The organism is Tardiphaga sp. 215_C5_N2_1 (assembly GCF_052076055.1).
Lineage (GTDB): Bacteria > Pseudomonadota > Alphaproteobacteria > Rhizobiales > Xanthobacteraceae > Tardiphaga > Tardiphaga robiniae.
In genome coordinates this window covers 1,775,396-1,800,012 of sequence record NZ_CP197240.1, presented here as the reverse complement: position 1 = coordinate 1,800,012, position 24,617 = coordinate 1,775,396, and the positions used below count along the sequence as shown (strand labels likewise).

The window sequence follows — 24,617 nt, the reverse complement described above, 5'->3', positions numbered from 1 at the left end:
CAGGATGGGTTTCGCAAAAGCTCAACCCATCCTACAAGTGTCTCATGGAAACTGCCGCACGCATTGAACTGATGAGCTGGCTGGTCGGCGAGGGTCTGACCGGCCTTCCGGAAAACGACCTGATCCGCGGCTTCTGCGAGCGCTGCCGTGCCGGCGGTATCGATGTATCCCGTGGCCTCGTCTTCATTGACACGCTGCATCCGATCTTCGAGGGCCGTGGCTTCCGCTGGAACGACACGGCCAGCAACGAGAGCGACGTGTTCGAATACGGTTCGACCGAGATCGGCGAGGCCGCCGCGAACTGGCGACGATCGGTGTTCTTCCACATGCTGGAAGAGGGGCACGACGAATTGCGGCTCGATCTGCACGCGCCCGGGATCGCCGACCGCTTCTCGATGGTCAGCAGCTTGCAGGAAGGCGGTCACCGCCACGGCGCCGTGTTCCTGCACAAGTTCGGCGAGGCTGGCTCGATGGGGCAGATGGATTGCCTCTATTCCTATTGGGCCACGCGCCATGAAGACGGGTTCGACGAGCGCCAGATGTCGGCGCTGCGCGAACTGGTGCCGATGCTCGGTCTCGCCATCAAGTCGGGAGCCCAGATGGAGATCGCGCGCACCCTTGGCCGCGTCTATCTCGGCCGCGATGCCGCCGAACAGGTTCTGCGCGGCAAGATCGCGCGAGGCGTCACCGAGCGTATCAATGCGGTGTTGTGGTTTTCCGACCTGCGCAACTCCACGGGGATCAGCGAGGCGATCGGACCGGACGAGATCATCCCGTTCTTGAATGACTATGCCGAAGCCTCGATCGCTGCGATCCATGATGTCGGCGGCGACGTGCTCAAACTTATCGGCGACGGCATTCTGGCGATGTTCACCGGCGACGACATGGTGAAGGCGAAGCGCAACGCCTTGCGCGCCGAACATCAGTTCCGCAAGAATATCGCCAAGCTGAATGCGAAACGTTTGGCCGCGAACCGGCCGGTCACGACTGCCTATGTAGGTCTGCATGAGGGCGAAGTATTCTACGGCAATATCGGCAGCGACGAGCGGCTCGATTTCACCGTGGTTGGTCCCTCGGTCAACGAGGTGAGCCGCATCGCTTCCATGTGTTCGTCGGTCGATCGGCCGCTGTTGACCTCGTCCGCGTTTCAGGCCGGGCTCGATGCGGCCGGCCGCAAATATCTGGTCTCCACGGGCCGCTACGCCTTGCGCGGTATCGGCCGCGCGCAGGATCTCTACACGCTGGATCCCGAGATCGACAGCGACGAGGTCGTGCGCGGCGGCTATGAGCGCTATCTGGCGCGTTAGCTGACCGCAGTGGTTGGCTGGCGCATGGCGTAGAGTACGATAGCGATCAGGCAGGCTGCACCGAGAACGATGCCGAGCGCCAATGCGGCCTGCGGCACGATCGTGGCCGACAGGGATACGCCGATCGCGGCCCCCATCATCTGCCAGAAGCCGAGCAGTGCCGAGGCGGCGCCGGCATGGGTGCCGAACGGCGACAGCGCCTGCGCCGTGCCGAGCGGATTGACCACGCCCATGCCCAGCAGGAACACACAGGTCGCGGCGATGAAGGTGACGACGTTGCCGTGGAAGTAGGCGGTCGCGAACACCGCGATGCCGCCGATGAACGCGATCAGCAAGCCGTAGCGAATGGCCCGATCCAGTCCGAAGCGGGGGGCGAGGCGCGCGGCCAGCATGCCGGAGCCGAACACAACCAGTACGGTGCCCGCAAAGAACAGCCCGAGCGCAATCGGTGTGAAGCCGTAGCCCTCTATGAGAATGCGAGGTGTTGCGGAGAAGATCGAGAACAGTCCACCCATGATCAGGCCCACCGTGGCGGCCGGGATCAGGAAGTGGCGGTTCACCGAAAGCTTGAGATAGGTTGTACTGACGGCGAGCGGATTGAGCGGGATGCGCGTCGTGTTGTGGGTTTCGCCGAGCACCAGGACATAGCTGAGAGCCGACAACACAGCGAAGGCGCCGACGAAAACAAATTCTGAACGCCATCCGAAAAAATAATCGAGTCCGCCACCAAGCAGCGGGGAGAAACCAGGGGCTGCGGCCTGCGCGATCATCACCAAGGTGAGTGCGCGTGCCAGCGCGGCGCCGCTGAACAGGTCGCGGGCGATGGCGCGCGAGAGAACCGAGGTCGAACAGGCACCGGCGGCCTGGATCGCGCGGCCAACCAGTAGCGAAGGAAGATCAGTCGAGACGCCACACCAGATACTGCCGATGATGAAGACAGCGAAACCGGCCAGCACCGGCATGCGACGCCCGTAACGGTCGGAGATCGGCCCGACCAGCAATTGGCCAAGCGCGAAGACCAGCAAAAACACGGTGATCGATGCCGTAACCGCGGGCGTCGTTACCTGCAACGATACCGCCATCTGTGGCAGCGATGGCAGCAGAATGTTGGTCGCCAGGGTACCCATCGAGGCCAGCCCCGCGAGGACCGCGATCTGCAGTGCGGTGGAGGATGCTTCCTGCGGCGGGGTGTCTGCCATGGCGTCTGCCGTGCGGTCGGTCATATGATGATCCTCATTTTATAAATGATGTACATCATATAAAGCGAGCTGCAAAGAGCAGGGCAGTCATGCGGTATTCCGGGAGGACGTGAGTGCCACCGCCGCGTTCCCGGCGGTGGTCGAGGCTGATGGATCAGTTTCCGTAGAGGTAATTCGGCAGCCACAGCGTCAGGCCGGGCCAGATATACATCAGCACCATGCAGATGATGACGATGAGCATATAGGGCATCATGCCGGAGAAGATCTGGTTCAGCGTCACATGCGATGGCGCGACGCCTTTCAGATAGAAGGCGGACATCGCGACCGGCGGCGACAGGAAGGCGGCCTGCAGGTTGACGAAGACGAGCACGCCCCACAAGATCGGGTCGATGCCGAAATGCTTCAGCATCGGCAGGAAGATCGGCACGAAGATCACGATGATCTCGGTCCATTCCAGCGGCCAGCCGAGAATGAAGATGATCGCCTGCGACAGGATCATGAACTGGACCGGCGTCAGGTTCAGCGACAGTACCCAGCTCTCCAGCAGCGCCTGTCCGCCGAGAATGGCGAACACCGCGGAGAACAGCGCCGATCCGACGAACAGCCAGCACACCATGGATGTGGTCTTGGCGGTCAGGAACACGGCTTCCTTGGTGCGCTTCCAGTCCAGCGTGCGCGCCTGGAAGGCGAGCAGGAACGCGCCGGCGGCGCCGACGGCGGCGGACTCCGTTGCCGTCGTGATGCCGAGCAGGATCACGGCCAGCACGATGGCAGTCAGGATGCCGAGCGGCATCACGGACGATGTCAGCAGCCGCAGCACCTCGAACTGGGCGGCGCCCATGGTCCAGTAATAATAGAACAGCATCAGTGCGATGATGGCCGCCGTGAAGGCGAAGTAGGTATAGAATTCCGGCGGCGGTCCGGCATCGACCGGCGCATTCGTGGGACTGTTTTGCAGATCGGCATTGCCCATCTGCTGGAGTACTTCCGGTTCACTCTCTTTTGCCGAGCCGGACTGGGCGGCGCCGAGCTCCTCCAGTTTTTCTTCTTCAGGTGTGGCGGTGCTGGCGTCGCCGGACTGAACCCGCTCGATGATCGCGGCTGCGGGGGCGTCGGGCTGCGGATGGATGACGACATACCACCACGCGGCCCATAGCGTGGTCAGCGCCAGGATCAGTGGCACCAATGCAAAACCGAGATTCTTCAGGATCGTCGCATAGGTGATCCGTGCGCCATCCATGGTCAGGGCCATCGCGCGCGACGGCGCCACGGCTGCCGTCAGCAAAGCCGGCAGCATCTTGTGCGAATAGGCTTGCTGCAGATCGGCGATCCATGGCCGGATGGGCACGCGTGTTTCGCTCTCGGGCAGCTTCGGCGCGATCTTCGGGTTAATGAGCGCCCAGCCGATGATGTAGACGAGATAGAGGAAGGCCAGAAAGAAGCCCGGAAACATCGCAGCGGCATAGAGCTTCACGACAGACTGTCCGGCGACGGCGGCATAGACGATGATCATCACCGATGGCGGGATCAGGATGCCCAGCGTGCCGCCGGCCGTGATCACGCCGGACGCCAGCTTGACGTCATAGCCGGCCTTCAGCATCGGATTGAAGGCGATCACGCCCATCAGTACGACGACGGCGCCGACCAGACCGGATGCTATGCCCCAGAAAGTGCAGACGATCAGCGTCGCCACCGCCAGCGAGGCCGGGACGCGGCGGAAGGCGAGCTGGATCGAATAGAACATCTTGTCGACCAGCGCGCCGCGTTCCATCACATAGCCCATCAGCACGAAGAGCGGGATGGAGATCAGGACGTCGTTAGTCATGGCGCCATAGGTGCGCTGGACCATCAGATCGAAGATGTGGTTGTCGGCCCAGGATTCGCCTGCGCGGTAATAGGCGAAAAAGCCGAAGAACATGCCGAGGCCCATCAGCGTGAAGGCCGTGGGGAAGCCCAGCATGATCACGACAACGATGAGGCCGAGCATCAGGAGGCCGAGTGCAGGATCGCTCATTTTTGCGTCTCCCCGCCCATGCCGCGCTGGCGTGCGCTTTCCTCGATCTCTTGCGCCTGCGCGATGGCATTCCTACGCACGTCATCATCGACGTGTTCGCTATGCGCGAGCTGCTCCTCGACGACATCGATTTCGGACACGTCCTTGAGCCGGCTCGGCCACACCCCTGTCTTCAGGCAAATCGCGGCGCGGATGATTTCAGCCATGCCCTGCAACAACAGCAACGCGCCGGCTAGCGGGATCATCGCCTTGAAATGATAGACGGGCGGTCCGTCCGCCGTGACGTTGGAATGCTCGCGGATGCGCCAGCTGTCGCCCGCATAGTCCCAGCCGGCATAGACCAGCGCGGCGATGCCGGGCAGGAAGAACACGATGTAGAGAACGAGATCGAGCGAGGCCTGCGTGCGCGGCCGCATCGAGCTGTATAGGAAGTCGCCACGGACATGGCCATTCTGCGCCAGCGTATAGGCGCCGCACAGCATGAATAGCGTGCCATAGAGCATGTTCGACGCGTCGAAGATCCATGCCGTCGGCATGTTCAGCATATAGCGCTTGAACACTTCGGCGCAGACGAGGCCCATCAATCCCAAAATGAGCCAGGCCGCGGCCTTGCCGGCGAATGTACTGATACCGTCGATGGATTGCAGGAAACGCTCGGCGGTCATTTCATGGAGGCCAGTCTACAGGACATGTGGGCAGGTGAAGATCGGCGATATCAGGCAACAACGAAGCATCATCCGGGAGAAAGTCCCGGATGATGCGGGATATCTGCGCCTGATGGCGTCAGGTCTTCTTCTTCGCGTTCGGGCCGAAGTAATGGTTATAGGCCATGCGGCGATTCACGACCGTGTCCTGCTCCCACTGCGTGGCGCGCTTGGCGAAGGCCTGCTGGGACTCGGAGATTTCCTTGAACAGGGGATTCTCGGCCGATTTCTTGGCGACGACCTCGTCATAGACCTCAAGCTGCTTCTGCAGGATCGAGTCAGGTGTCTTGTAGAACTTGACCTTGTCCTTGCTCTGCATTTCCGCGTAGTCCTGCGAATAGCGGTCGATGGCCTTCCAGGACATTTCCTGACCGGCCGCATCGGCGGCGCCCGCGATGATCGCCCGCAGCTTCTCGGGCAGGGCGTCATATTTGGTTTTGTTGAACAGGATTTCGAACTGTTCGGCATTCTGGTGATAGCTCTGCAGCATGCAGGTCTTGGATACGTCGGGGAATCCAAGGATGCGGTCCGACGAAGCGTTGTTGAACTCGGCCGCATCGAGCAGGCCGCGATCCATCGCCGAGACGATTTCGCCGCCGGGCAATGCGTTCACTGCTGCACCAAGGCCGGTAAACACGTCGATGGAGATGCCGACGGTGCGGAATTTCACACCCTTGAGATCATCGGCCTTGGTCACCGGCTTTTTGAACCAGCCGAGTGGCTGGGTCGGCATCGGTCCGTAGGGAAGTGACACGACATTGGCGTTGATCGATGCATAGAGCTTTGCCAGAAGCTCCTTGCCGCCGCCAAATTTGTGCCAGGCCAGCAGCATGTTGGCATCCATCGCATAGGCCGGGCCAGAGCCCCACAGCGCCAGCGCGGTCTGCTTGCCGTAGTGATAGACCATCACGCCGTGGCCGCCGTCGAGCGTGCCTTTGGAGACCGCATCGAGCAGGCCGAAGGCCGGGACTACGGCGCCAGCCGGAAGCACCTCGATCTTCAGGTCGCCACCGGTCATGTCGTTGACCTTCTTGGCGTAGTCGAGCGCGTATTCGTGGAAGATGTCCTTGGCCGGCCAGGTGCTCTGCCAGCGCATGCTGATCGGGCCCTGCGCCTGGGCGATTGCCGGTGCGACGACGCTTGCAGCGGCACCGGCGGTGGCGACCTTCAGAAAACGGCGCCGAGACGGAGTCCTGTCCTTGGATGAAGCCATTGTGTTCTCCCCGAATGGTCGTCCTTTTGCGGACTGACCTTGTTGATTGATGACAAGACAAAGGCTTGCTTGCCGCTTTGGCAAGAAAGTTCGCTTTGCTGCGACGCTTCGACGCGGCGTAACTACACTAACTATCCGTGCTGCGGTGCGGGGAGATCATGAGCGAGTGCGAACTACAGATGAACTACACCAAGCCTGTTAGACTTTCGTCGGAACGCATCCGGTCACATCGCCGACCATGTCCGGCTGCCGTTCCAGCGTCACTGCGGGCGAAGTCAGGATCACCACGGCCTGCCAGGCGAAACCCGCGACGGCGAGGTAGAGGCACGCCTCCGCGTGATAGAGCCCGCCGACAACGGCCGCTATCCCGGTTCCGATCGGACGGGCGCCGTAACTCAGGATGTTGATCGCGGACACGCGTCCGAGCAGGCTCGGCGGCGTTACCGACTGTCGCAACGTCGCGGTGGAGATCACCCACAGGATCGGACCGACGCCGAGCAGGAAGAAGCTCAGGCCCGCCAAAGCCGGCGAGGGGATCCATGTGGTCAGTGCCATCATGACGGAGGCAACGAAGCCGGTGACGGGGCCAAGCGCGATCACGGTGCCGAACGGCAACCGTCTCATCACACGTGTTGCCAGCAGTGCGCCGATCACCATGCCGACGCCATACATCGCGAGTGTCACGCCGACGCCGGAGGCGGAGAGACCGAGATGGCGAACCGCGTAAGGCACGAACACCGCCAGCACCATGAAGGACGCGGCGCTGAAGATGAATTGTGTGATGAAGACCGGCCGCAAATACTGATGATAACAGACGAAGGACAGGCCTTCGGCGATATCCTGCACCGGGTTGCGTTGTTGAATGGTTGTGCGCGGGGGCTCGTGGATGCCCGATAGCAACGCGACAGCGATGACCGACAGCGCGGCGGCAAAGCCGAAAGCAGGCGCGGCGCCAGTGAAGCCGACGAGCGCGCCGCCGACGGCAGGACCGCTCGCAAAAGCCACGGTGCGCGCGAGTTCGATCCGCGTATTCGCCGCGCCGAGCAATTGCGGTACGACCAGCGATGGCACAAGCGACGGCGCGGCGACGCTGTAGACCACGGTGCCGCACACCGCGACGAAGCCGAGCAAAGCGAGCAGCGTCATCGTCAGCGCGCCGAACCAGATCAGCCCCAGCGTCAGCAACAGCGCGATCGCACGCAGCGCCTCAGCTCCGGCCATCAGCGTGCGGCGCGACATCCGGTCGGCGAGCAGACCGGCGGGAATGGCGAACAGCACGAAGGGCAGGGTCAGCGCGGTCTGCAGCAATCCGGTCTGGCCTTCACCGACGCCGAGCAACAGCACCGCGACGATAGGCGCGGCCGCCAGCGCGATCTGCTCGGCCGACTGCGCCGCGAGGTTCGACCAGGCGAGGCGGTTGAAGGTTGGTGGCAGTCGGTCAGTCGGCGTGCGGGACATGGCGATTCCTGTCTGTGACAGCCACCATGGGGTCCGGACGAGTACGCAGCCACCCGATTACTGAGCGCACACCGTGACAGGGAGTGCCCACCAACCGGCTAGATGCAGTTGCAAATGAGTTGCAACAAGGGAGGGATTGCTCTATGCAGCTCTGATGGATGCACTTTCGCCGAAAACCTCGCCCGATTCGTCAACGTCTCCAATCCCCGGCAGCGTTCCAGACGCGGCCGGCTGGCGCTCCGGCCTTGGCGGGGATTTCCGCCGCAGCCTCTCGGAGGTCAATTCGTCGATTCCGGTTCCGATCGGCGGCCACTGGTTTCGGCGGCTGCTGGCGTTCGCCGGACCGGGTTACATGGTCTCAGTCGGCTACATGGACCCCGGCAACTGGGCGACCGATCTCGCAGGTGGCTCGAAATTCGGCTACACGCTGCTCTCGGTGATCCTGCTGTCGAACGTGATGGCGATCCTGCTGCAGGCATTGGCCGCGCGTCTGGGCATCGTCACCGACCGCGACCTGGCGCAGGCCTGCCGCGACAGCTTTTCCCGCCCGGTCAACATCATGCTGTGGCTCGCCTGTGAGACGGCGATCATCGCCTGCGATCTGGCGGAAGTGATCGGTACCGCGATTGCGCTGCAGCTACTGTTCGGCATTCCGCTGATCGGGGGCGCGCTCATCACCGCGCTGGATGCCTTTTTGTTGCTGTTGCTGATGAACAAGGGTTTCCGTTTTCTGGAAGCTTTCGTGATCGCGCTGCTCATCGTCATCGCGGTCTGTTTCACGGTTCAGATTGTCGCCGCGGCGCCGCCCGTGGCTGCAGTGCTGAGCGGCTTCCTGCCCTCCACCGCGATCGTGACCAATCCCGAAATGCTCTACATTGCGATCGGCATTATCGGCGCAACCGTGATGCCGCATAACCTCTATCTGCATTCATCGATCGTGCAGACCCGTGACTATCCGCGCACCGATGCAGGCCGCCGCGACGCGATCAAGTGGGCGACGGCGGACAGCACCATCGCGCTGATGCTGGCGCTGTTCATCAATGCGGCGATCCTCATCGTCGCGGCGGCGTCCTTCCATACCAGCGGTCATGCCGATGTGGCCGAGATCGGTCAGGCTTACGAGTTGTTGTCGCCGTTGCTAGGCCTCGGCATCGCATCGACGCTTTTCGCGATCGCACTGCTGGCATCCGGCCTCAACTCGACGGTAACGGCAACGCTGGCCGGCCAGATCGTGATGGAGGGCTTTCTCCGGCTGCGTCTGCCGAACTGGGCGCGCCGGCTCGTGACGCGCGGCATCGCGATCGTTCCGGTCGTGGTCGTCACTGCGCTCTATGGCGAACGCGGCACCGGACAACTCCTCGTCTTCAGTCAGGTCATCCTGTCGATGCAGCTGCCATTTGCGATCATCCCGCTGGTGCGGTTTGTCTCGGATCGGCGAAAGATGGGTGACTTCGTAATTTCGCGGTCGGTCGCCACGGCGGCATGGATCATCGCCGGCATCATTGTGATCCTGAACTGCAAGCTGCTTTACGACACCTTTTTCGGCTGAAGCCTTGAAATTTAAGGCAGCTGCAGATGATGCCACCAGACTTTGGTGAAGGGGACTGGCCTTTGTGGCCATGTGCGACGTAATCCTGCCGCGCTGGATTTCGCGATCTCCCGCGTGAGCTCCATGACAGTCCGGCATGCCAGCGTCAGGCTTCCGTGACGCGACATCGCCTGAGCAATGTGGCGCGTGACGACCGAATCGACCAGTTTCGACGATTGCAGACGGCACATCCTTCGATGCCGCGGCGATTGCATAGGGTCCCAGCAAAGCGTAGATGCTTCCTTCGGCGACAATATGCGTTTGCAGGCTGAGTGAATCGGCCTCCAAGGCGACGTTGAGCGAAATGCCTTAGCCTGCAACCTCGGAAGCCGCTGACATCAGCTCTCGCGGAGTGGGAGCCCCGAACATGCGATTGCCCCCCTCAGGAACTTCGGTAAAGCTCCAACGTACGATGCCCTCCCGGTCAAGCAGAAATTGGCCAAAGAGCTGACCCTGGCCGGTTGTCAGCATGTGCTCGTCGGCTTCGGTTATTTCGTAGCCGTCCTTCGTGTTGAGAAGATCGGCCGCCGCCATCGGGTTCATCGGCTCAGGCAGTTCGCCCGGCATGTCCATCCGCATGCTCATGACGGCGTTCATACCCAGCTTGCGCGGCCATTCGGTTTCGCTCTCCGTGAACTCGAGATTGGGCAAGCCAAACGCGCGGTGCGAGACGCGCTCGGGGTCGGACGCGGCGAGCAGATTGGGCAAGGGATGATACCGGAAATAGAGCCGCGCACGGTCGATAGGCGTGTTGACCACCACGAGACTCTCGACGCCTTTCTCGCGCAGGGCCGGGTCAAGTTGCGCCTGGGCCGCGAGATGGCGCCGGCAGAACGGGCAGTGCAGGCCTCGAAACAAGCCGACCAGTACTGGGCTGTGGCCGCGAAAGTCGTCAAGCGCGATCTTGCCGTCACGTGTGATCGCATCCAGCACAATGTTCGGTGCGCGGTCGCCCGCGTGGAGTAACCCATCGACATGATGTTCAGACATGGTCAACCTCCTCTACTTGCTAATCAAGAAATGGCAGTACGACCAGCGCTTCGGGATCAAGCCCGTGCCGGGCGCAGACATCGTGCGCCAGAGCAAAATACCGCTCGGCCTCAGGCATGTCGCCTCGATCGAGGTTCAGCGTCGCGAGACCATCATAGCATGGAAAGAGCTGCTGGGGTTCGCCCGTTTCCTGCGCCACCTCAATTGCTTCATTGTAGCAGCGGGCGGCAAGTTCCGGCTGGCCATGGCATTGATGAATTTGCCCGAGCACAATCAATGGCACAGCGAGATGTTCGCGCTGATCAAGCGCACGGTCGAGTTCGATCGCCTTTTCGGCCGCCGGCACGCCTTCGTCGGCACACCTGTCCGTGAAGGTGCAACAGGCGACAGCGAGATTGACAAGGAGACGCGCCTGAAAACCGAGATCGCCGATCCGGCGGGCGACATCAAGACCGCGCCGGCATACTTCCATGGCTTGCGCCGGATCGACCATCGTGTAGAGCACGCCAAGATTGGTGTAGCCGCGGCAGGCTGCGCTGAGAAGGCCGGCGGCTTCGGCAACTGCGACGCTTCGCTCCACCTCGCGAACGGCCTCCTGGCTTCGGCCCAGCCGCGCCAATGCAACCCCCTTGGTATTGAGCGCCTCCGCGGTGGCGCGAGCCGCTTCTAGTCCGGCTTGCTTGTCTACCTCCGGCGGCACGGATTGAGCGTAGCCAAGCGCATCGTCTGCCCATCTCGCGGCCGCAGCATGATCGCCGATGCGAAACGCGAGGTGGCCGCGCTCCTGTAACAGGTGCGCCCACTCGATCGGCGCGTCCGTTCCTTCGAGCAACGCAGCCGCCTCGGCGTAATGCGCCTCCGCCCCGTTTCGTTTGCCGGCATCCCACATCAAACGGCCAAGCTTGCGAAGTATCCGCGCTCCGGCGGCGCGGTCCCCGGCCGCGCGGTGGGCCTCCAATACCGTCTGGTAATGTTCGTCGGCCGTGTCACGCCGGCCCGCCGCTCCACACAGGTCGGCAATTCGTTCGTATAGCACAAGCCGTTCCGGTCCTTGATCGCCAGCGGTCAACAAGACGGCGAGGGCCTGCTGATAGAGGCGGATGGCGTCGTCGTTGGCATAGATCGCGCGTGCGCGATCGCCGGCCGCGCTCAGGTAATGTGCACCCTTCGGCTTGCTCGCGCTGAGGCTGAAATGATGTCCCAGTAGGGAGAGGTCTTCGAGCCGCTCCGGATCATCTCCGCACAGCCGCTCCAGGGCAGCACCGATCCGCCCATGCATCTCAATGCGCCGTTGCAGAAGGAGGTTTTGGTAGATCACATCCTGAAGCATGGTTTGCGTGAAACGATAGGATTGCAGCGAAATCGAGTTTGCGCCCGCGATCTCCTCGATGATCTCGGCGTCGCATAGCAGTTCAAGCCCTGCCTCTACTTTCGCAGAGTCGGTCGCTGTGGCACCGAGAAGGGCCGCATCAAAGCGCGGCCCGATGACCGCTGCCTCCTGAGCCAACCTGCGCACGCCGTGTGGCAGTCGGTCCACTCGCGCGAGCAGCAGTGCCTGAATGCTCGCCGGGATGTCAGCGGCTGCTTCATCTGACTTGATCTGCCAATGCGAGCCGTCACGTTCCAAAATGCCAGCTTCGATGAGACCGCGTATGATTTCTTCAACGAACAGCGGATTCCCGCTCGCGCGTTCAAGAATTCGATTGAACAGATTGCCGGATGATCCATTCCAACCGTCACCGAAGAACGCCGCGAGCAGCTTTTGTCCGTCGGCGATGCCAAGGGGTGCCAGCCGCAGTGTTGTATGGCTAATTCGACTTGAGTCGAGCTGGTCCATTTCAAGTGTCGGCCGGTGTGTGAACAATAGCATCAGCCGCCCGCGCTCCAGCCGATCCATTACGAACCGCAGCGCCTCAAGCGATACGGCGTCGGCCCAGTGCAGGTCCTCGACAATGATCAGGAGGGGCGATAGGGCCAGACGCCGTTCGAAGACGGTGCGGATCGCGAAAAAAATCTGCCGTCGAAGCTGTTCCGGTTCAACGTGCTGCAGGGCGTCGTCGGGGTCGCCGAGACCAAGAACATAGAAATAGAGGGGCATCAGCCGCTCGACCTCTTCGGCCGCCATGCCAAGCCCCGACAACGCTTCGGCTAGCTTGGCTTGCGCCTCTGCCGCCGAAGCCTTGTGCGCGATGCCGTAGGCGCTACGCAGCACTGCGGCAAGAGTACCGTAGGATTGCTCGCCCAGCGGCGAGCAAGCGGCCCGCCGGATCGCCACGCCTGCGAAGCGATCCTCATCGCGAGTGCGGGTAGCGAATTCATCCACCAGGCGCGATTTTCCGATGCCGGCTTCGCCAACCAGCCGCATCAGCTGGGCAGCTCCGTTACACGCCAGGTCAAGGCACCCCATCATACGGGCCATCTCCGCGTCGCGCCCGATCAGCGGCGCGCTCAGGCCCAGTATCTCGAGTCCGCGTGCCGCACGCGGTGTCTCGAGCGGGCCCCTCAAACGATGGACCAGGACGCTGCCTGCCTTGCCGCGCAGCGCAACGTCGCCGAGAGATTCATACGAGAATGCATGCCGGGTGAGGCGGTAGGTCAGCGGTCCCACCAGCACGTCGCCCGGGGGGGCCATCGACTGCAAGCGTTGAGCGGTATTCACCGTGTCGCCGGTCACTGAATAGGACTTGGCAACGCCTGCGCCCAATCCACCCGCAACCACGTGCCCGGTGTTGATTCCGATATGAAGCATGAGCGGCGATCCGGCGGATATCTTCGAACGTTCGCTCAAGCACGCCGTCCGCTTGATCATGTCGAGGGCCGCGCGGAGTGCCCGCTCAGGATCGTCCTCGTGCGCGGCCGGCGCACCAAACAGAGCGAGTAGCGCATCGCCAATGAATTTGTCTACGAAGCCGCCGAAATTTTGCACCGCTGCGGTCAGTTCCTCGAATAATTCGTTCTGAAACGCCTGCACGACTTCCGGGTCGAGCCGTTCGCTCATCGTGGTGAAGCCGCTGAGGTCGGCAAACAGCACCGTGATGGTGCGGCGGTTAGCTTCGCTGTCGACCTTATGGAGCGTCCGCCGGGGTGCGCGCTCGGGCTCGACAAGCATCAGCGCCGGTGAACGGGCGCCAGTCGTGACCGTCGCCGGAATTGTTGGCGATGACGGCTCCCGCTGGTTGCCGGCCTTGGGGGCGTGATCGACGCGGGCGCCGCATTTCGGGCAATACGCAAAATCCGGTGCGCACGCGTAGCCGCAACTGGGGCATGGGTCCGGCTGCTTCGCGCCGCATTTTGGGCAGAACGCAAAGCCGCTCTGAACCTCGAAACCGCAACACGAGCAGTTCATGGATCAAGACCTCGCGGAAGCCGCGATGGCACGATCTAATCCTGGACCTCGTCGAACAGGCCCTGGATCCCTGGTAACAATGGGCTTGTGGCGCCGGAAGAGCAAGCCATGACTGCGGCCCTGCCAGCCGCATGCGCGACCGGGATCACCGATGCCGCTGATCGGGCCTCGACTACGCGCGGCGTAGTCCCGCAGCGCTGGATTTCGCGATCTCCCGCATGAGCTCCATGACAGTCCGACATGCCAGCGTCAGGCTTCCATGACGCGACATCGCCAGAGCAATGTGGCGCGTGACGATCGGATCGACCAGTTTCGACGATTGCAGACGGCACTCCGTCGATGCCGCGGTGTCCTTCCATACGTCAGGTCATGCCGATGTGGCCGAGATCGGTCAGGCTTACGAGTTGTTGTCGCCGTTGCTAGGCCTCGGTATCGCATCGACGCTTTTCGCGATCGCACTGCTGGCATCCGGTCTCAACTCGACGGTGACGGTGACGCTGGCCGGCCAGATCGTGATGGAAGGCTTTCTCCGGCTGCGCCTGCCGAACTGGGCGCGCCGGCTCGTGACCCGTGGCATCGCGATCGTCCCGGTCGTGGTCGTCACCGCGCTCTATGGCGAACGCGGCACCGGACAACTCCTCGTCTTCAGTCAGGTCAATGCAGCTGCCGTTTGCGGTCATCCCGCTGGTGCGGTTTGTCTCGGATCGGCGAAAAATGGGTGACTTCGTGATTTCGCGGTCGGTCGCCACGGTGGCATGGATCATCGCCGGCATCATCGTGATCCTGAACTGCAAGCTGCTTTACGACACTTTTTTCGGCTGAAGACCTGGAATCCAGGACGGTGGCGGATGATGCCGAAGGCGGATCGTCAGCCGGGCCAGCTAATCCTGCGGTTCGGGCATCGTCTCGCCAGTCGCGTCCACGCGCAACCAGCCCGAGGGCGCCAGCCGCTGCTGCGGCAAGTAGCGGCCCTTGTAGTCCATCTTCTTGGAGCCTTCGATCCAGTAGCCGAGATAGACGTAAGGCAGGCCGAGCCGCCTGGCGCGGGCGATGTGGTCGAGGATCATGAAGGTGCCGAGCGAGCGGCTTTCCTCACCAGGTTCGAAGAACGAATAGACCATCGACAGCCCATCGCTCAGCACGTCGGTCAGCGCGACTGCGAGCAGGTCCTCGCCGCGTCCGGTGATGCCTGTATCGGGGCCGCGGCGGCGATATTCGATGATGCGGGTTTCGACGTGGCTGTCTTCCACCATCATGGCGTAGTCGAGCACGGTCATGTCGGCCATGCCGCCATGGCGATGGCGCTGGTCGAGATAGGCGCGGAATACGGAATACTGTTCGGAGGTCGGCACCGCGCTGCGCTGCTCGCCGATCACGTCGGCATTGCGTGCCTGGATCTTGCGGAAGTTGCGCGACGGCTTGAACTCATTGGCGATGACCCGGACGGAGACGCAGGCGCGGCACTGGTCGCAGGCCGGGCGATAGGCGATCGACTGGCTGCGCCGGAAGCCGCCATGGGTGAGCAGGTCGTTGAGATCGCCGGCCTTGTCGCCGACCAGATGGGTGAAAACTTTCCGTTCGTGCCGGCCCGGCAAGTAGGGGCAGGGCGACGGCGCCGTGAGGTAGAATTGCGGAGTGTCGCGGGAGTGCTGGGTCACGGGTTGCCGTCGGTCTCCGAAGCAGTTTGGCGTAGCATCGCGCCGGCCGGGCAAACGGTCAATCGCTTTGCCCGGCCAAGTTGGCGTCAATCGCGGCTGTTAGTAGGCGCGGCCGGGCGGCTGGGCGTAAGCGGCGCGGACCACGGAATTATTCACCACCACGGTTCCCAGCACGAGGTCGTGCAGCAACTGACGGCGGCCGTTGAGCAGGCCGACCACCAGCACCAGCGGCGTGAGTAGCGACACCGAGGCCCAGAACAAGACCGCGTGTGCGGCGCCAAGAACGAAGTAGCCCGGCGTGCCGCTGAAGGTGCGCATCTGCAGGTCCATCATCCGCATGCCAACGGTGGCCGAATGCGGCCCGCCCAGCGACATGCCGTAATAGACGACCGGCCAGATCACCGTCGCCGGCGAGATCAGCCAGAACAGCGCCCAGCCGAGGCCGAGGGTGACGACGCCAAACAGAAGAATGAACACCCACGCCAGCACGATCGGAATCGACAGCACCACGAGATCGATCAGGAAGGCGACGACGCGCCGCATCAACACGCCGCGGAACAAATCCGGCTGCGCATAGGGGTCGAAGGCATGGGCGCGGGGCGGGGTACCGGCACTGCGCCAGGTGTCACCCTGCCAGCTTCCGTTATTGGGGCCGCCAGCATTCGGGCCGGTATCAGACATGACGCATCCCTCCGTTTGCATCCTCACGGTCCATCACATGGATATCACCAGACCGCGCAACAAGTGCGCGGAATCGTTACAGACTGTCCATGACGTAAATCAGGCGAGGCTTGAGCGCGGATGCGCTCAGCGCGCAGCCTTGATGCGTTCCGCGGCATGCGGCGCGAAATAGGTCAGCACGCCATCGGCGCCGGCGCGCTTGAAGCCGAGCAGACTTTCCATGATGGCGCGGTCGCCGTCGATCCAGCCGTTGTTCGCGGCGGCCATGATCATCGCGTATTCGCCGGACACCTGATAGGCGAAGGTCGGAACCGCGAACGTGTCCTTCACGCGGCGCACAATATCCAGATAGGGCATGCCAGGCTTGACCATGACCATGTCGGCGCCTTCGGCGAGATCGAGTTCGACCTCGCGCAGCGCCTCGTCGGAATTGGCGCTATCCATCTGATAGGTACGCTTGTCGCCGGTTAGCGTCTTGGCCGAGCCAATGGCGTCGCGGAACGGGCCGTAGAAGGCCGAGGCATATTTCGCGGCATAGGCCATGATCTGCACGTCGAGGAATCCCGCTTCGTCAAGCGCCTCGCGGATCGCACCGACACGGCCGTCCATCATGTCCGATGGCGCAATGATATCGCAGCCGGCTTCGGCCTGGACCAGCGCCTGCTGGACCAGCACGGCCACGGTCTCGTCGTTGAGGATCTTGCCGTTCTGGATCAACCCGTCATGGCCGTGGCTGGTGAACGGATCGAGTGCCACGTCGCAGAGCACGCCGAGATCGGGGAATTCCTTCTTGATGGCGCGCACGGACTGGCAAACCAGATTGTTGGCGTTGCAGGCCTCGGTGCCCATCTCGTCGCGCAAGGACGGGTCGGTATAGGGGAACAGCGCGATGCAGGGGATGTCCAGCTTCATGGCGCGCTCGGCATCGCGCACCGCCTGATCGACGCTGAGGCGTTCCACGCCAGGCATCGAGGCAATGGCCGCGCGCTGGTTGTCGCCGTCGATCACGAAAAGCGGCCAGATCAGGTCGTCGGTGGTCAGCACGTTCTCGCGCACCAGCCTACGAGCCCATTCGGACTTGCGGTTACGGCGGGGGCGGGTGGTCAGGCCGAGGGAGGGGGCATCATAAGTGGCCGGGCGGGGGGCGTGATCGCGCAATTCGATGGGGCGCCCGAACTTGATTGCCATAATACCGTCTCTCCCGCGGGCCTTCGTGAGGTCGAAAGCCCCTTAAATTCGACCTGTTCTAAGTCTAGCACCTTGATGTCCCGGCGTCACCGCGATCATGCACGTCATGCGCGCGTGATGTGACGGGCTGGGTCATTGATTTTGCAGGCCCAAAGGCTCACAAAAAGCCCCCATGAATCGCCTGAACCGTCGCCCAAACGTCCAGTTCCCACCCGTGAGATCGCATTCGCATGTCTGAGCAGATGCCGCGCGACCTCGGGTCGAGAGACCCCACGTCGCGGGACCATGCCATGTCGGTTGCGGCGATCTCGTCCGGACGCATCGAATCCGACGAAAACATCTGGACCCGGCGCCTGGTCCTGTTCCTGCGCGTGATGGCCGTCGTCTCGATGATGCAGGGCCTTTATCACTGGGCGCAGGTCACCGGCTTTGTCGGCACCGAGGATGACGCCTTCGAGGTCCAGACCATGGGCTGGCAGACCGCCACGGTCTATTTCGCCGTCATCGAGCTGGTCAGCGCCGTCGGCCTCTGGCTCGCGACGCCATGGGGCGCCGTCGTCTGGCTGACGACCGTGGTGTCCATGGCGGTGATCGAGCTGATGTTTCCGACCATCTATGGCGGCAATCTCCTGATCGTCGGCGTCCAGGCTGCGTTTCTCGCAGGCTACCTTGCGCTGGCATGGATGGCGGCGCGCGAGCGGCCGCCATAGGCTCAGGACGTCAAGCAGAGGCCTCGCAGAAGGCCCTGCATTCAGGGAGGTCATTTTGAACCAGCTTTATTCCGGCGGCACCGCCGGCAGCCTCATCGTCAGCGCGATCGCCCGCTATGGTGATCGGCCCGCGCTCGCGGACGGCCATGTCCGCTGGAGCTACCGCGACTTCGGCGACATGGTCGCGCGTTTCATCAGCCTGTTCCGCAATCTCGGCCTCAGGAAGGGCGATGCACTCTCCATCCTGTCCGGCAACCGCGCCGAGAGCTGGGCCGCAATTTCCGCCGCCGCCGTGATGGGCCTGCGCTACACGCCGCTGCATCCCATGGCCGCCGAGGACGATCACGCCTTCATTCTCGAGGATGCCGAGATCTCCGCGCTGATCGTGGAGGCCGGCAAGTTCGCCGCGCGCGGCCTCTCGCTGCGCAGTCGCGTGCCGGGCCTGAAACACTTGCTGTCCTTCGGCGCGCTCGATGGCGCGCGCGATCTGCTGGCCGAACTGCCCAATGCGACGCCGGCGCCGCTGGTGGACGAGAGCAGCACCGGCGATATCTGCTGGCTGGCTTATACCGGCGGCACCACGGGCCGTTCCAAGGGCGTGATGCTGCCGCATCGCGTGCTGGTGGCGATGTCGCTGGCAATCTATGCGGACTGGGACTGGCCGGCCGATATCCGCTATCTCGCCGCGACGCCGATCAGCCACGCCGCCGGCATCACGCTGTTTCCGGTGATGCTGCGCGGCGGTTTCGCGCGGCTGGTGCAGGGTTTCGATGCGGAAACCTATTGCCGCGTGGTGCATGAGGAGAAGATTACCGCGACCTTCCTGGTGCCGACGCTGATCTATGCGCTGATCGACGCGCCGGATCTGCGCGCCAAATACGACATGTCGTCATTGCAGATGATCGTTTATGGCGCAGCGCCGATGTCGCCGGACCGGTTGCGCGAGGGCGTTGGCATCTTCGGCAATGTGTTCGTGCAGCTCTACGGCCAGACCGAAGCGCCGCAGATCATCACCACCATGCGCAAGATCGATCACGACGACTCAAAGCCGGGCCGTCTCGGTTCCTGCGGCCGCGCCAATCCGATGGTCGAGGTCAAACTGTTCGATGCCGAGATGCGCGAAGTGGCGACAGGGGAGCCCGGCGAGATCTGCGTGCGCGGCTCGCTGGTGATGGATGGTTACTGGAAACGGCCGGATGCTACCGAAGACGCGTTTCGCGGCGGCTGGCTGCACACCGGCGATGTCGCGGTGAAGGACAGCGACGGCTTCTTCTATATCGTCGACCGCACCAAGGACATGATCATCTCCGGCGGCTTCAACATCTATCCGCGTGAAGTCGAGGATGCCTTGATGGCGCATCATGCGGTGGCGTCCGCTGCGGTCATCGGAATTCCCGATGCGAAGTGGGGCGAGGCGGTGAAGGCCTTTGTCGTGCTGAAAGCCGGCGCGAATAATTCCGCGGAGGAACTTCAGGCGCATGTGAAAGACAAGCGCGGCGCGCCGTGGTCGCCGAAGACCATCGATTTCGTCAGTGAGATCCCCGTGACGGGCCTCGGCAAGATCGATCGCAAGGCATTGCGGGCGCCATATTGGGACGGGCGAACGCGCGGAGTTGCGTAAAATTGTCGAATTAATTTTCGGGGCGTTGGCGGTAAGACTTCGGTCACCCTAACGCCCCGGTTACGAACCTTACGCGAGTGTTTCGAATTTTAGGCAAGCTGTTCCGCTATGCGACAGATCGGGCGGACAAAGCTGGAACATGGGCTTCGCAGCATGAATCAAACCTTGCGAAAACCCCTTGTTTCACCGGCTTAATCTCAGATTCACTGTCTCAAATTCATGATCTCTTTATTGTCTTATTTAAGCGGTTCTTCAAACGCTCCCCCTTAAGTTGGCCCTATCAGACGGGACACAAGTTTCGTCGAATAAGTCGATAAAAACGACAACAGGGGTAGTGTCATGATGAAGACCGTTGCGACGGTGGAAAGCGTCGATCTCGTTCCGGGCCAGGCGCCGGTTCAGCCGCTTTATCTGGAAGCCTTGACGTTGGTGGAGCGTCTGCATCGCCGCCTGCTCGATGTCATCAAGGATGAATTCGATCGCCGCGGCCGCGCTGATATCAATTCGGTCCAGGCACTGCTGCTCTACAATATCGGCGACAAGGAATTGACCGCCGGCGAGCTGCGCACCCGTGGTTACTATCTCGGCTCCAACGTGTCCTATAACCTGAAGAAGCTCGTTGAACTCGGCTTCCTCGATCATCAGCGCTCGCGCGTCGATCGTCGCTCGGTTCGCATTCGTCTGACGGCGCAGGGCCAGGAAATCCGCCACATCGTCGACGCGCTGTATCAGAAGCACGTCAAGACGGTCGAGCAGGTCGGTGGCATCTCCAACGAGGAATTCGCGACCCTCAACAAGTCGCTGCACCGCCTCGAGCGCTTCTGGACCGACCAGATCCTGTATCGCCTCTGAGACTTTCGACCTCCAAGTTGCCGAACCACTGCCGACGGATTGCCCTCCGAAAGCACATCGAAATGCGCGCAAGACGCATGCGACACTGAAATTGATCAAGGCGCCCTCGCAGGGCGCCTTTTTCTTTGGCGTTACGCGCATCCCACGCTTGCTGAACGAAAACACCTCCAAGACAGACACAGAGATATTGGAGATGATTTCATGAAGCGCTTGTTGATCTTTCTGCTCCTCTTTCCTGCCGTTGCGACTGTCGCGTTCTACGCAGTGACGTACGTCCTGACGGGCGCAGCGGTGGATAGCGGTACAGGGCCGGTGTTCATGTATCTCGTCTTTATTGTGCCGGGGCTCCTGGTCGCTTTGCTCGACTGGCTGATTGCCAGGACGTCCATGCCTGCGGTCATGACGACGACACTTCTTGCCTACGGGCTGTCGGTGTTGGCGATGGCCTTGCTTCTCGGCTCCAGCAAGCAACTCGTGGCACTCGGTCTGATCGGCGCAATTCCGGCTGCAGTGTGTTCGTGGCTGTCAAATAAACCAGAGGAAATCGTAAATGCGTGAGCGATTCGTCGCTCGTGCCAACCTTTATGAGGTTTGCGGAGTTTATCATCGGGCGCGCTTCGCGCGACGTCTTGGCTCTTGCCGTCCTGCGCTTCCTTGGAGGAGAGCGTAGCGTTCCGTTCTGCCGCTCGCGAAATTTCCTTCGTCTCTCGTGGAACCGGTTCCATTCTCGCGGCTTATCGCTTCGTCAGAAGGGGTCAAGTCATGCTGGTCGAACGCGGTCTGAAAGTGATGAATGTCGAGGCGGTGGGCGACGCCTATGCCATCGCTGCGAACTACCTGCGCAAGTCCGGCGCGATCCCCGATACTTATCTCACCAACGATCGGCTGCTCGAAATCATCGTCCGGATGTTTCATCGCGGCGAAGACAACAAGCTTCGCCTTGCGAACAGAGCGATCGCGCAATTCCAGGCTGCACGGGCTGAAGCCGCGTAGCCGGTTTTCTGATGTCCAACGGGGAAAATGACGACATGCAGATTGCCATCGACCGCATCATGCACACCTATGACCTGATGATGTGCCGCACCCAGGCGGCATCCGACGAAGCCCGCACCAAGGTGACCGACTATGTGCAGTCGCTGTTCGACGGCGGCGAGAAGGATCCGCACCGGCTGACGGTGTTCGGCTTGACCTATCTGCGTGAGCTTGATGGCAGCAACGATCCGGTGAAGGCCGGGTTTACCGGCCTTTGAGGGAGTAGGGCGCAATAGCGCTGCGTTTAAGCGCTGGCGCCCTGTCCAGGACTTCATCAGATTCAACTGTCAAACAGCCACTGCTCTTCAGGCACGGGTCATCGCCCCTGTTGTTTGCGGCGCGGGGGCGCCGTCGTGGTTTGCATTCCCGGCCCCCTGTGAGAGGGCGTGCGGAACGCCGGGTGCCCGTTGCACCCTTGAGCCTGATGCGATGCGGTCTTCCGCAGGGTTAGAGTGCATCAGGACTTTCGGAGGCGCCGAGCGATTGCCCGACGTTCCGCATGCGGTGTTTTTTCGGTTGCTTGCACTTTGCCTCGACGAACGCTCCGATCGCGAATTAAAGTCCCAAGGCGATGGGAAGGGAGCCTCAAGCGACTGGGCCGAACGCGTTTTGACTTGGTCGTCCGTCACACTGTCCAGGGGTTTGTCCATCCGAAGGTCGGCCGTCTCCTTGCCAGTGGCAGTGCTGGCGCAGATCCGTCCTGCCCGAAGACAGACGTCCCCCGTGAACCGCGTAACGCCGCATCTCCGGCGTCCACCGCATCCCACCCCGCGAACGTGACGATCGCGATCGCCCCTCTCGGTGGGGCAGGACGTAGGGGAATATAAACCTGATGGGGATGGTGTCAACGGTAGATAGGAAAAAATGTTCGGGCGCGCTCAGCCCGAGTCCGCCTCACACTCGTCATTCCGGGGCGCGGCCGGCTCATGCCGACCGCTTCGCAGTCCGGACTGCCCTCGGGCACACCAGTTGGTGGGGAATGACGAGCGGGACGCGATGCGCTCATCGCATGTGTGCTCTCATCGAAACGCTGTCATCGCGGTTCTGCTACTCGAACTATCGCTCGACAAGATGCGCGCGCGAGACTGCAGGTTCAAACCGATCGGCGAAATACTGCGTTTCGTTGGCCACCCGTCCGTCGCGGAACTCCATGATGCTCACCGCGTAGGATGGTATACCGTCATAGGTCAGGATGAATTCGGTGACCCATAATTCGCCGCTGCCGATAATCCGCCGAACCGTAAAACGTTTCTCGTTTGGCTGGACAAGCCGGCTCATCTGAATGTTGTGTCGACCGCGGATGCGCTCCCCCGATTGAGGATAATAAAGCATCGCATCCTCATGGTAGATGTCATGTTCGATATTGAAATCGTTCGCGTCCGATGCAGTCCAATGACGCTCCAGGGCGGCCCGTACATCGTCCATCTCAACCTCCTGCGATAAGCCTCAGGTTGGCGGCTTGGCTTGGTGCAGAGGGGAAGGAGAGCCGAACCTCTCCACAACGACAGACAGTCGCCTTACCGGCAAACTAGCATGGAAAAGCTCGCGAAGATTTTCTTGTTCGCTGTTTCCGCGCGATAATCCTCGAAGACTTCTCTCACGCCGACGGTCTAGAGATCGGGCCGAGGACAACACAAGGACACGCCCATGCTCACGCTTCATCATCTCAACGACTCCCGCTCGCAGCGGATCATCTGGCTGCTGGAAGAACTCGGCGCGCCCTACGATCTGACAACCTATCAGCGCGATGCGCAGACGCGGCTGGCGCCGCCGGAATTGGAGGCGGTGCATCCGCTCGGCAAGTCGCCGGTCATCGTCGACGGCGATGTGACCATCGCGGAATCCGCAGCCGTCGTCGACTACGTCATCCGCCGCTACGGCAAGGGCGCGATGCGGCCGGCGGAGGGCACTCCGGAGCATGAGGCCTATCTCGAATGGCTGCATTATGCCGAGGGCTCGGCGATGTTGCCGCTGATGCTCAATCTCTACGTGTCTCGCCTGAAGGAGGCCGGTGCGCCGTTGCGGCCGCGGATCGACAGCGAGATGGCCCGGCATCTCGGTCATGCCAACCGGGCGCTGCAGGGCCGCGCGTTCTTTGTCGGCGACAGCCTGACCGGCGCGGATATCCAGATGAGTTTCGTCGCCGAGGTTGCCGGCAGCTTCGACCGGCTCAAGGCCTATCCCGATCTGGCCGCCTGGATTGGCCGGATGCATGCCCGCCCGGCGTTCCAGCGCAGCGTAGAGAAGGGCGGGGTATACCGTCTGGCGAAATAGGTACGGAGCGCTTCGGACGTTGACCGATGATTATAATGTATCTACATTATAATCATGAAAATCCTCTGGGACGAGCCGAAGCGTCTCGCCAACCTGGACAAGCACGGGTTGGATTTCGCCGATCTCGATGAGGCCTTTTTCGAAAGCGCTCTGGTTCTGCCGTCACAGGTGAAAGCCAAGCGTTGGATTGGCATCGGCCGGAATATCCGCGGCGTCATTGTGGTGGTGTTCGTGGTTCTCGGAAAGGAGGCCTTGAGCGTGATTAGCATGCGTCCCGCCAGTAAGAATGAGAGGAGGCTCTACAATGACCGTTAAAAAGCGGGGTTATGGCGCCAAAGATATGCGAGAGGTCAGCGACACCCCGGAGTTGACGAAGGACGACTTTGCCAAGGCTAAGCCCTTTGCCGAAGCCTTGCCGGATCTGGCCAAATCGATCCGCAAGGGGCGTGGTCCCAACAAGGCGCCCACCAAAACGCTCGTCTCGCTGCGACTGAGTCCGGACGTCCTGACCCATTTCAAGTCTAAGGGGCCGGGCTGGCAATCGAAGATCGACGAGGTCCTGCGCAAGGCGGCGGGCGTCAAGCGATAGGGCGGTATCGCCGTTTACTTCGGGCGGTAGGCAATCGGCATGTGCAATCGCCGCATTTGCCGCTGCTGCCTAAATATCGCGCCCTGAACCGCAAAACCTTGGCCCCGCCAGCCAGATATGGTATTCGGGGCACCGTTTCCTGATCGCCACTCGTGACCGTCCGCACGCCGAAAGAAGGCCGCGGCGGTGGAGA

General features: G+C 62.0%; 22 protein-coding genes and 1 pseudogene. 12 read left to right on the top strand and 11 right to left on the bottom strand.

Features of this window, described 5'->3' with window-relative positions; genetic code table 11:
- Positions 1 to 44: 44 nt before the first annotated feature.
- On the top strand, positions 45 to 1,307 hold the full coding sequence (locus AB7828_RS08530; RefSeq protein WP_093761424.1) for an adenylate/guanylate cyclase domain-containing protein: 1,263 nt from the start codon (positions 45 to 47) through the stop codon (positions 1,305 to 1,307).
- Here AB7828_RS08530 and AB7828_RS08525 read toward each other — a convergent pair.
- The 5 genes from AB7828_RS08525 to AB7828_RS08505 all read right to left on the bottom strand — a co-directional run bounded on the left by AB7828_RS08525 (position 1,304) and on the right by AB7828_RS08505 (position 7,895).
- Positions 1,304 to 2,530, bottom strand: a complete 1,227-nt coding sequence (locus AB7828_RS08525) for a multidrug effflux MFS transporter (protein ID WP_246297846.1) — start codon at positions 2,528 to 2,530, stop codon at positions 1,304 to 1,306. The two genes, AB7828_RS08530 and AB7828_RS08525, sit on opposite strands and share 4 nt — an antisense overlap.
- A gap of 130 nt (positions 2,531 to 2,660) precedes the next feature.
- Positions 2,661 to 4,520 carry a TRAP transporter large permease gene (locus tag AB7828_RS08520; protein WP_441229924.1) on the bottom strand — a complete coding sequence of 620 codons (1,860 nt, stop codon included), beginning with the start codon at positions 4,518 to 4,520 and terminating at the stop codon, positions 2,661 to 2,663.
- Complete coding sequence (locus AB7828_RS08515; protein ID WP_175368508.1) at positions 4,517 to 5,185, bottom strand: TRAP transporter small permease subunit; 669 nt, start codon at positions 5,183 to 5,185, stop codon at positions 4,517 to 4,519. The genes AB7828_RS08520 and AB7828_RS08515 overlap by 4 nt, the downstream gene beginning before the upstream one ends.
- Before the next feature lie 118 nt (positions 5,186 to 5,303).
- Positions 5,304 to 6,437, bottom strand: a complete 1,134-nt coding sequence (locus tag AB7828_RS08510) for a TRAP transporter substrate-binding protein (RefSeq protein ID WP_089263837.1) — start codon at positions 6,435 to 6,437, stop codon at positions 5,304 to 5,306.
- A 198-nt stretch (positions 6,438 to 6,635) separates the two neighbouring features.
- Positions 6,636 to 7,895 (bottom strand): MFS transporter, encoded by a 1,260-nt coding sequence (locus AB7828_RS08505; RefSeq protein ID WP_120292146.1) that lies wholly within the window; start codon positions 7,893 to 7,895, stop codon positions 6,636 to 6,638.
- A gap of 154 nt (positions 7,896 to 8,049) precedes the next feature.
- Between AB7828_RS08505 and AB7828_RS08500 the strand changes: the two genes are divergently transcribed.
- Complete coding sequence (locus AB7828_RS08500; protein WP_184517646.1) at positions 8,050 to 9,444, top strand: Nramp family divalent metal transporter; 1,395 nt, start codon at positions 8,050 to 8,052, stop codon at positions 9,442 to 9,444.
- A 348-nt stretch (positions 9,445 to 9,792) separates the two neighbouring features.
- Here AB7828_RS08500 and AB7828_RS08495 read toward each other — a convergent pair whose 3' ends face one another.
- Complete coding sequence (locus AB7828_RS08495; protein ID WP_441229923.1) at positions 9,793 to 10,473, bottom strand: peroxiredoxin-like family protein; 681 nt, start codon at positions 10,471 to 10,473, stop codon at positions 9,793 to 9,795.
- 19 nt (positions 10,474 to 10,492) lie between these two features.
- On the bottom strand, positions 10,493 to 13,819 hold the full coding sequence (locus AB7828_RS08490) for an adenylate/guanylate cyclase domain-containing protein (RefSeq protein WP_441229922.1): 3,327 nt from the start codon (positions 13,817 to 13,819) through the stop codon (positions 10,493 to 10,495).
- A 335-nt stretch (positions 13,820 to 14,154) separates the two neighbouring features.
- On the opposite strand from AB7828_RS08490, the pseudogene AB7828_RS08485 reads away from it, so the two are divergent.
- Positions 14,155 to 14,641, top strand: a pseudogene (locus AB7828_RS08485) (divalent metal cation transporter); the annotation flags it as partial.
- 59 nt (positions 14,642 to 14,700) lie between these two features.
- Here the strand turns inward: AB7828_RS08485 and AB7828_RS08480 are convergent.
- From AB7828_RS08480 to hemB, 3 genes are all read right to left on the bottom strand, one after another.
- Positions 14,701 to 15,477, bottom strand: coding sequence for an arginyltransferase (locus tag AB7828_RS08480; RefSeq protein WP_089263842.1), 777 nt, complete (start codon positions 15,475 to 15,477; stop codon positions 14,701 to 14,703).
- 99 nt (positions 15,478 to 15,576) lie between these two features.
- Positions 15,577 to 16,158: an RDD family protein gene (locus AB7828_RS08475; protein ID WP_089263843.1), complete on the bottom strand. Its 582-nt coding sequence runs from the start codon at positions 16,156 to 16,158 to the stop codon at positions 15,577 to 15,579.
- Positions 16,159 to 16,284: 126 nt separating this feature from the next.
- On the bottom strand, positions 16,285 to 17,346 hold the full coding sequence (gene hemB, locus AB7828_RS08470) for a porphobilinogen synthase (RefSeq protein WP_120292157.1): 1,062 nt from the start codon (positions 17,344 to 17,346) through the stop codon (positions 16,285 to 16,287).
- 230 nt (positions 17,347 to 17,576) lie between these two features.
- Between hemB and AB7828_RS08465 the strand changes: the two genes are divergently transcribed.
- From AB7828_RS08465 to AB7828_RS08440, 6 genes are all read left to right on the top strand, one after another.
- The gene (locus AB7828_RS08465; RefSeq protein ID WP_089263845.1) at positions 17,577 to 18,056 is read left to right on the top strand and encodes a DUF6163 family protein; all 480 of its coding nucleotides are present in this window, start codon (positions 17,577 to 17,579) and stop codon (positions 18,054 to 18,056) included.
- A 55-nt stretch (positions 18,057 to 18,111) separates the two neighbouring features.
- Positions 18,112 to 19,677, top strand: a complete 1,566-nt coding sequence (locus AB7828_RS08460; RefSeq protein WP_441229921.1) for an AMP-binding protein — start codon at positions 18,112 to 18,114, stop codon at positions 19,675 to 19,677.
- A gap of 339 nt (positions 19,678 to 20,016) precedes the next feature.
- On the top strand, positions 20,017 to 20,529 hold the full coding sequence (gene ldtR, locus AB7828_RS08455) for a transcriptional regulator LdtR (RefSeq protein ID WP_068732529.1): 513 nt from the start codon (positions 20,017 to 20,019) through the stop codon (positions 20,527 to 20,529).
- Positions 20,530 to 20,730: 201 nt separating this feature from the next.
- Complete coding sequence (locus AB7828_RS08450) at positions 20,731 to 21,087, top strand: hypothetical protein (protein ID WP_184517631.1); 357 nt, start codon at positions 20,731 to 20,733, stop codon at positions 21,085 to 21,087.
- 204 nt (positions 21,088 to 21,291) lie between these two features.
- Positions 21,292 to 21,522, top strand: a complete 231-nt coding sequence (locus AB7828_RS08445) for a hypothetical protein (RefSeq protein WP_089263849.1) — start codon at positions 21,292 to 21,294, stop codon at positions 21,520 to 21,522.
- A 35-nt stretch (positions 21,523 to 21,557) separates the two neighbouring features.
- Positions 21,558 to 21,779, top strand: coding sequence for a hypothetical protein (locus AB7828_RS08440; protein ID WP_441229920.1), 222 nt, complete (start codon positions 21,558 to 21,560; stop codon positions 21,777 to 21,779).
- Between the two features lie 838 nt (positions 21,780 to 22,617).
- Here the strand turns inward: AB7828_RS08440 and AB7828_RS08435 are convergent.
- On the bottom strand, positions 22,618 to 22,986 hold the full coding sequence (locus AB7828_RS08435) for a nuclear transport factor 2 family protein (RefSeq protein ID WP_439064126.1): 369 nt from the start codon (positions 22,984 to 22,986) through the stop codon (positions 22,618 to 22,620).
- 222 nt (positions 22,987 to 23,208) lie between these two features.
- Here AB7828_RS08435 and AB7828_RS08430 point away from each other — a divergent pair, with 222 nt between their 5' ends.
- The 3 genes from AB7828_RS08430 to AB7828_RS08420 are packed head-to-tail and all read left to right on the top strand — an operon-like array spanning position 23,209 to position 24,424.
- Positions 23,209 to 23,835: a glutathione S-transferase family protein gene (locus AB7828_RS08430; protein WP_439064125.1), complete on the top strand. Its 627-nt coding sequence runs from the start codon at positions 23,209 to 23,211 to the stop codon at positions 23,833 to 23,835.
- 54 nt (positions 23,836 to 23,889) lie between these two features.
- Positions 23,890 to 24,150: a BrnT family toxin gene (locus AB7828_RS08425; RefSeq protein WP_093761454.1), complete on the top strand. Its 261-nt coding sequence runs from the start codon at positions 23,890 to 23,892 to the stop codon at positions 24,148 to 24,150.
- Positions 24,140 to 24,424 carry a BrnA antitoxin family protein gene (locus AB7828_RS08420; protein WP_441229919.1) on the top strand — a complete coding sequence of 95 codons (285 nt, stop codon included), beginning with the start codon at positions 24,140 to 24,142 and terminating at the stop codon, positions 24,422 to 24,424. Before AB7828_RS08425 ends, AB7828_RS08420 begins: the two co-directional genes overlap by 11 nt.
- Positions 24,425 to 24,617 lie beyond the last annotated feature (193 nt).

Bases quoted from the DNA above. Each gene is read 5' to 3' on its own strand.
- AB7828_RS08530 (WP_093761424.1), top strand. From the start codon at position 45: ATGGAAACTGCCGCACGCATTGAACTGATGAGCTGGCTGGTCGGCGAG.
- AB7828_RS08445 (WP_089263849.1), top strand. From the start codon at position 21,292: ATGCTGGTCGAACGCGGTCTGAAAGTGATGAATGTCGAGGCGGTGGGC.
- AB7828_RS08420 (WP_441229919.1), top strand. From the start codon at position 24,140: ATGACCGTTAAAAAGCGGGGTTATGGCGCCAAAGATATGCGAGAGGTC.
- AB7828_RS08465 (WP_089263845.1), top strand. From the start codon at position 17,577: ATGTCTGAGCAGATGCCGCGCGACCTCGGGTCGAGAGACCCCACGTCG.
- AB7828_RS08525 (WP_246297846.1), bottom strand. From the start codon at position 2,530: ATGACCGACCGCACGGCAGACGCCATGGCAGACACCCCGCCGCAGGAA.
- AB7828_RS08515 (WP_175368508.1), bottom strand. From the start codon at position 5,185: ATGACCGCCGAGCGTTTCCTGCAATCCATCGACGGTATCAGTACATTC.
- AB7828_RS08495 (WP_441229923.1), bottom strand. From the start codon at position 10,473: ATGTCTGAACATCATGTCGATGGGTTACTCCACGCGGGCGACCGCGCA.
- AB7828_RS08435 (WP_439064126.1), bottom strand. From the start codon at position 22,986: ATGGACGATGTACGGGCCGCCCTGGAGCGTCATTGGACTGCATCGGAC.
- hemB (WP_120292157.1), bottom strand. From the start codon at position 17,346: ATGGCAATCAAGTTCGGGCGCCCCATCGAATTGCGCGATCACGCCCCC.
- AB7828_RS08490 (WP_441229922.1), bottom strand. From the start codon at position 13,819: ATGAACTGCTCGTGTTGCGGTTTCGAGGTTCAGAGCGGCTTTGCGTTC.
- AB7828_RS08450 (WP_184517631.1), top strand. From the start codon at position 20,731: ATGAAGCGCTTGTTGATCTTTCTGCTCCTCTTTCCTGCCGTTGCGACT.
- AB7828_RS08500 (WP_184517646.1), top strand. From the start codon at position 8,050: ATGGATGCACTTTCGCCGAAAACCTCGCCCGATTCGTCAACGTCTCCA.
- AB7828_RS08425 (WP_093761454.1), top strand. From the start codon at position 23,890: ATGAAAATCCTCTGGGACGAGCCGAAGCGTCTCGCCAACCTGGACAAG.
- AB7828_RS08430 (WP_439064125.1), top strand. From the start codon at position 23,209: ATGCTCACGCTTCATCATCTCAACGACTCCCGCTCGCAGCGGATCATC.
- AB7828_RS08440 (WP_441229920.1), top strand. From the start codon at position 21,558: ATGCAGATTGCCATCGACCGCATCATGCACACCTATGACCTGATGATG.
- ldtR (WP_068732529.1), top strand. From the start codon at position 20,017: ATGATGAAGACCGTTGCGACGGTGGAAAGCGTCGATCTCGTTCCGGGC.
- AB7828_RS08520 (WP_441229924.1), bottom strand. From the start codon at position 4,520: ATGAGCGATCCTGCACTCGGCCTCCTGATGCTCGGCCTCATCGTTGTC.
- AB7828_RS08475 (WP_089263843.1), bottom strand. From the start codon at position 16,158: ATGTCTGATACCGGCCCGAATGCTGGCGGCCCCAATAACGGAAGCTGG.
- AB7828_RS08505 (WP_120292146.1), bottom strand. From the start codon at position 7,895: ATGTCCCGCACGCCGACTGACCGACTGCCACCAACCTTCAACCGCCTC.
- AB7828_RS08510 (WP_089263837.1), bottom strand. From the start codon at position 6,437: ATGGCTTCATCCAAGGACAGGACTCCGTCTCGGCGCCGTTTTCTGAAG.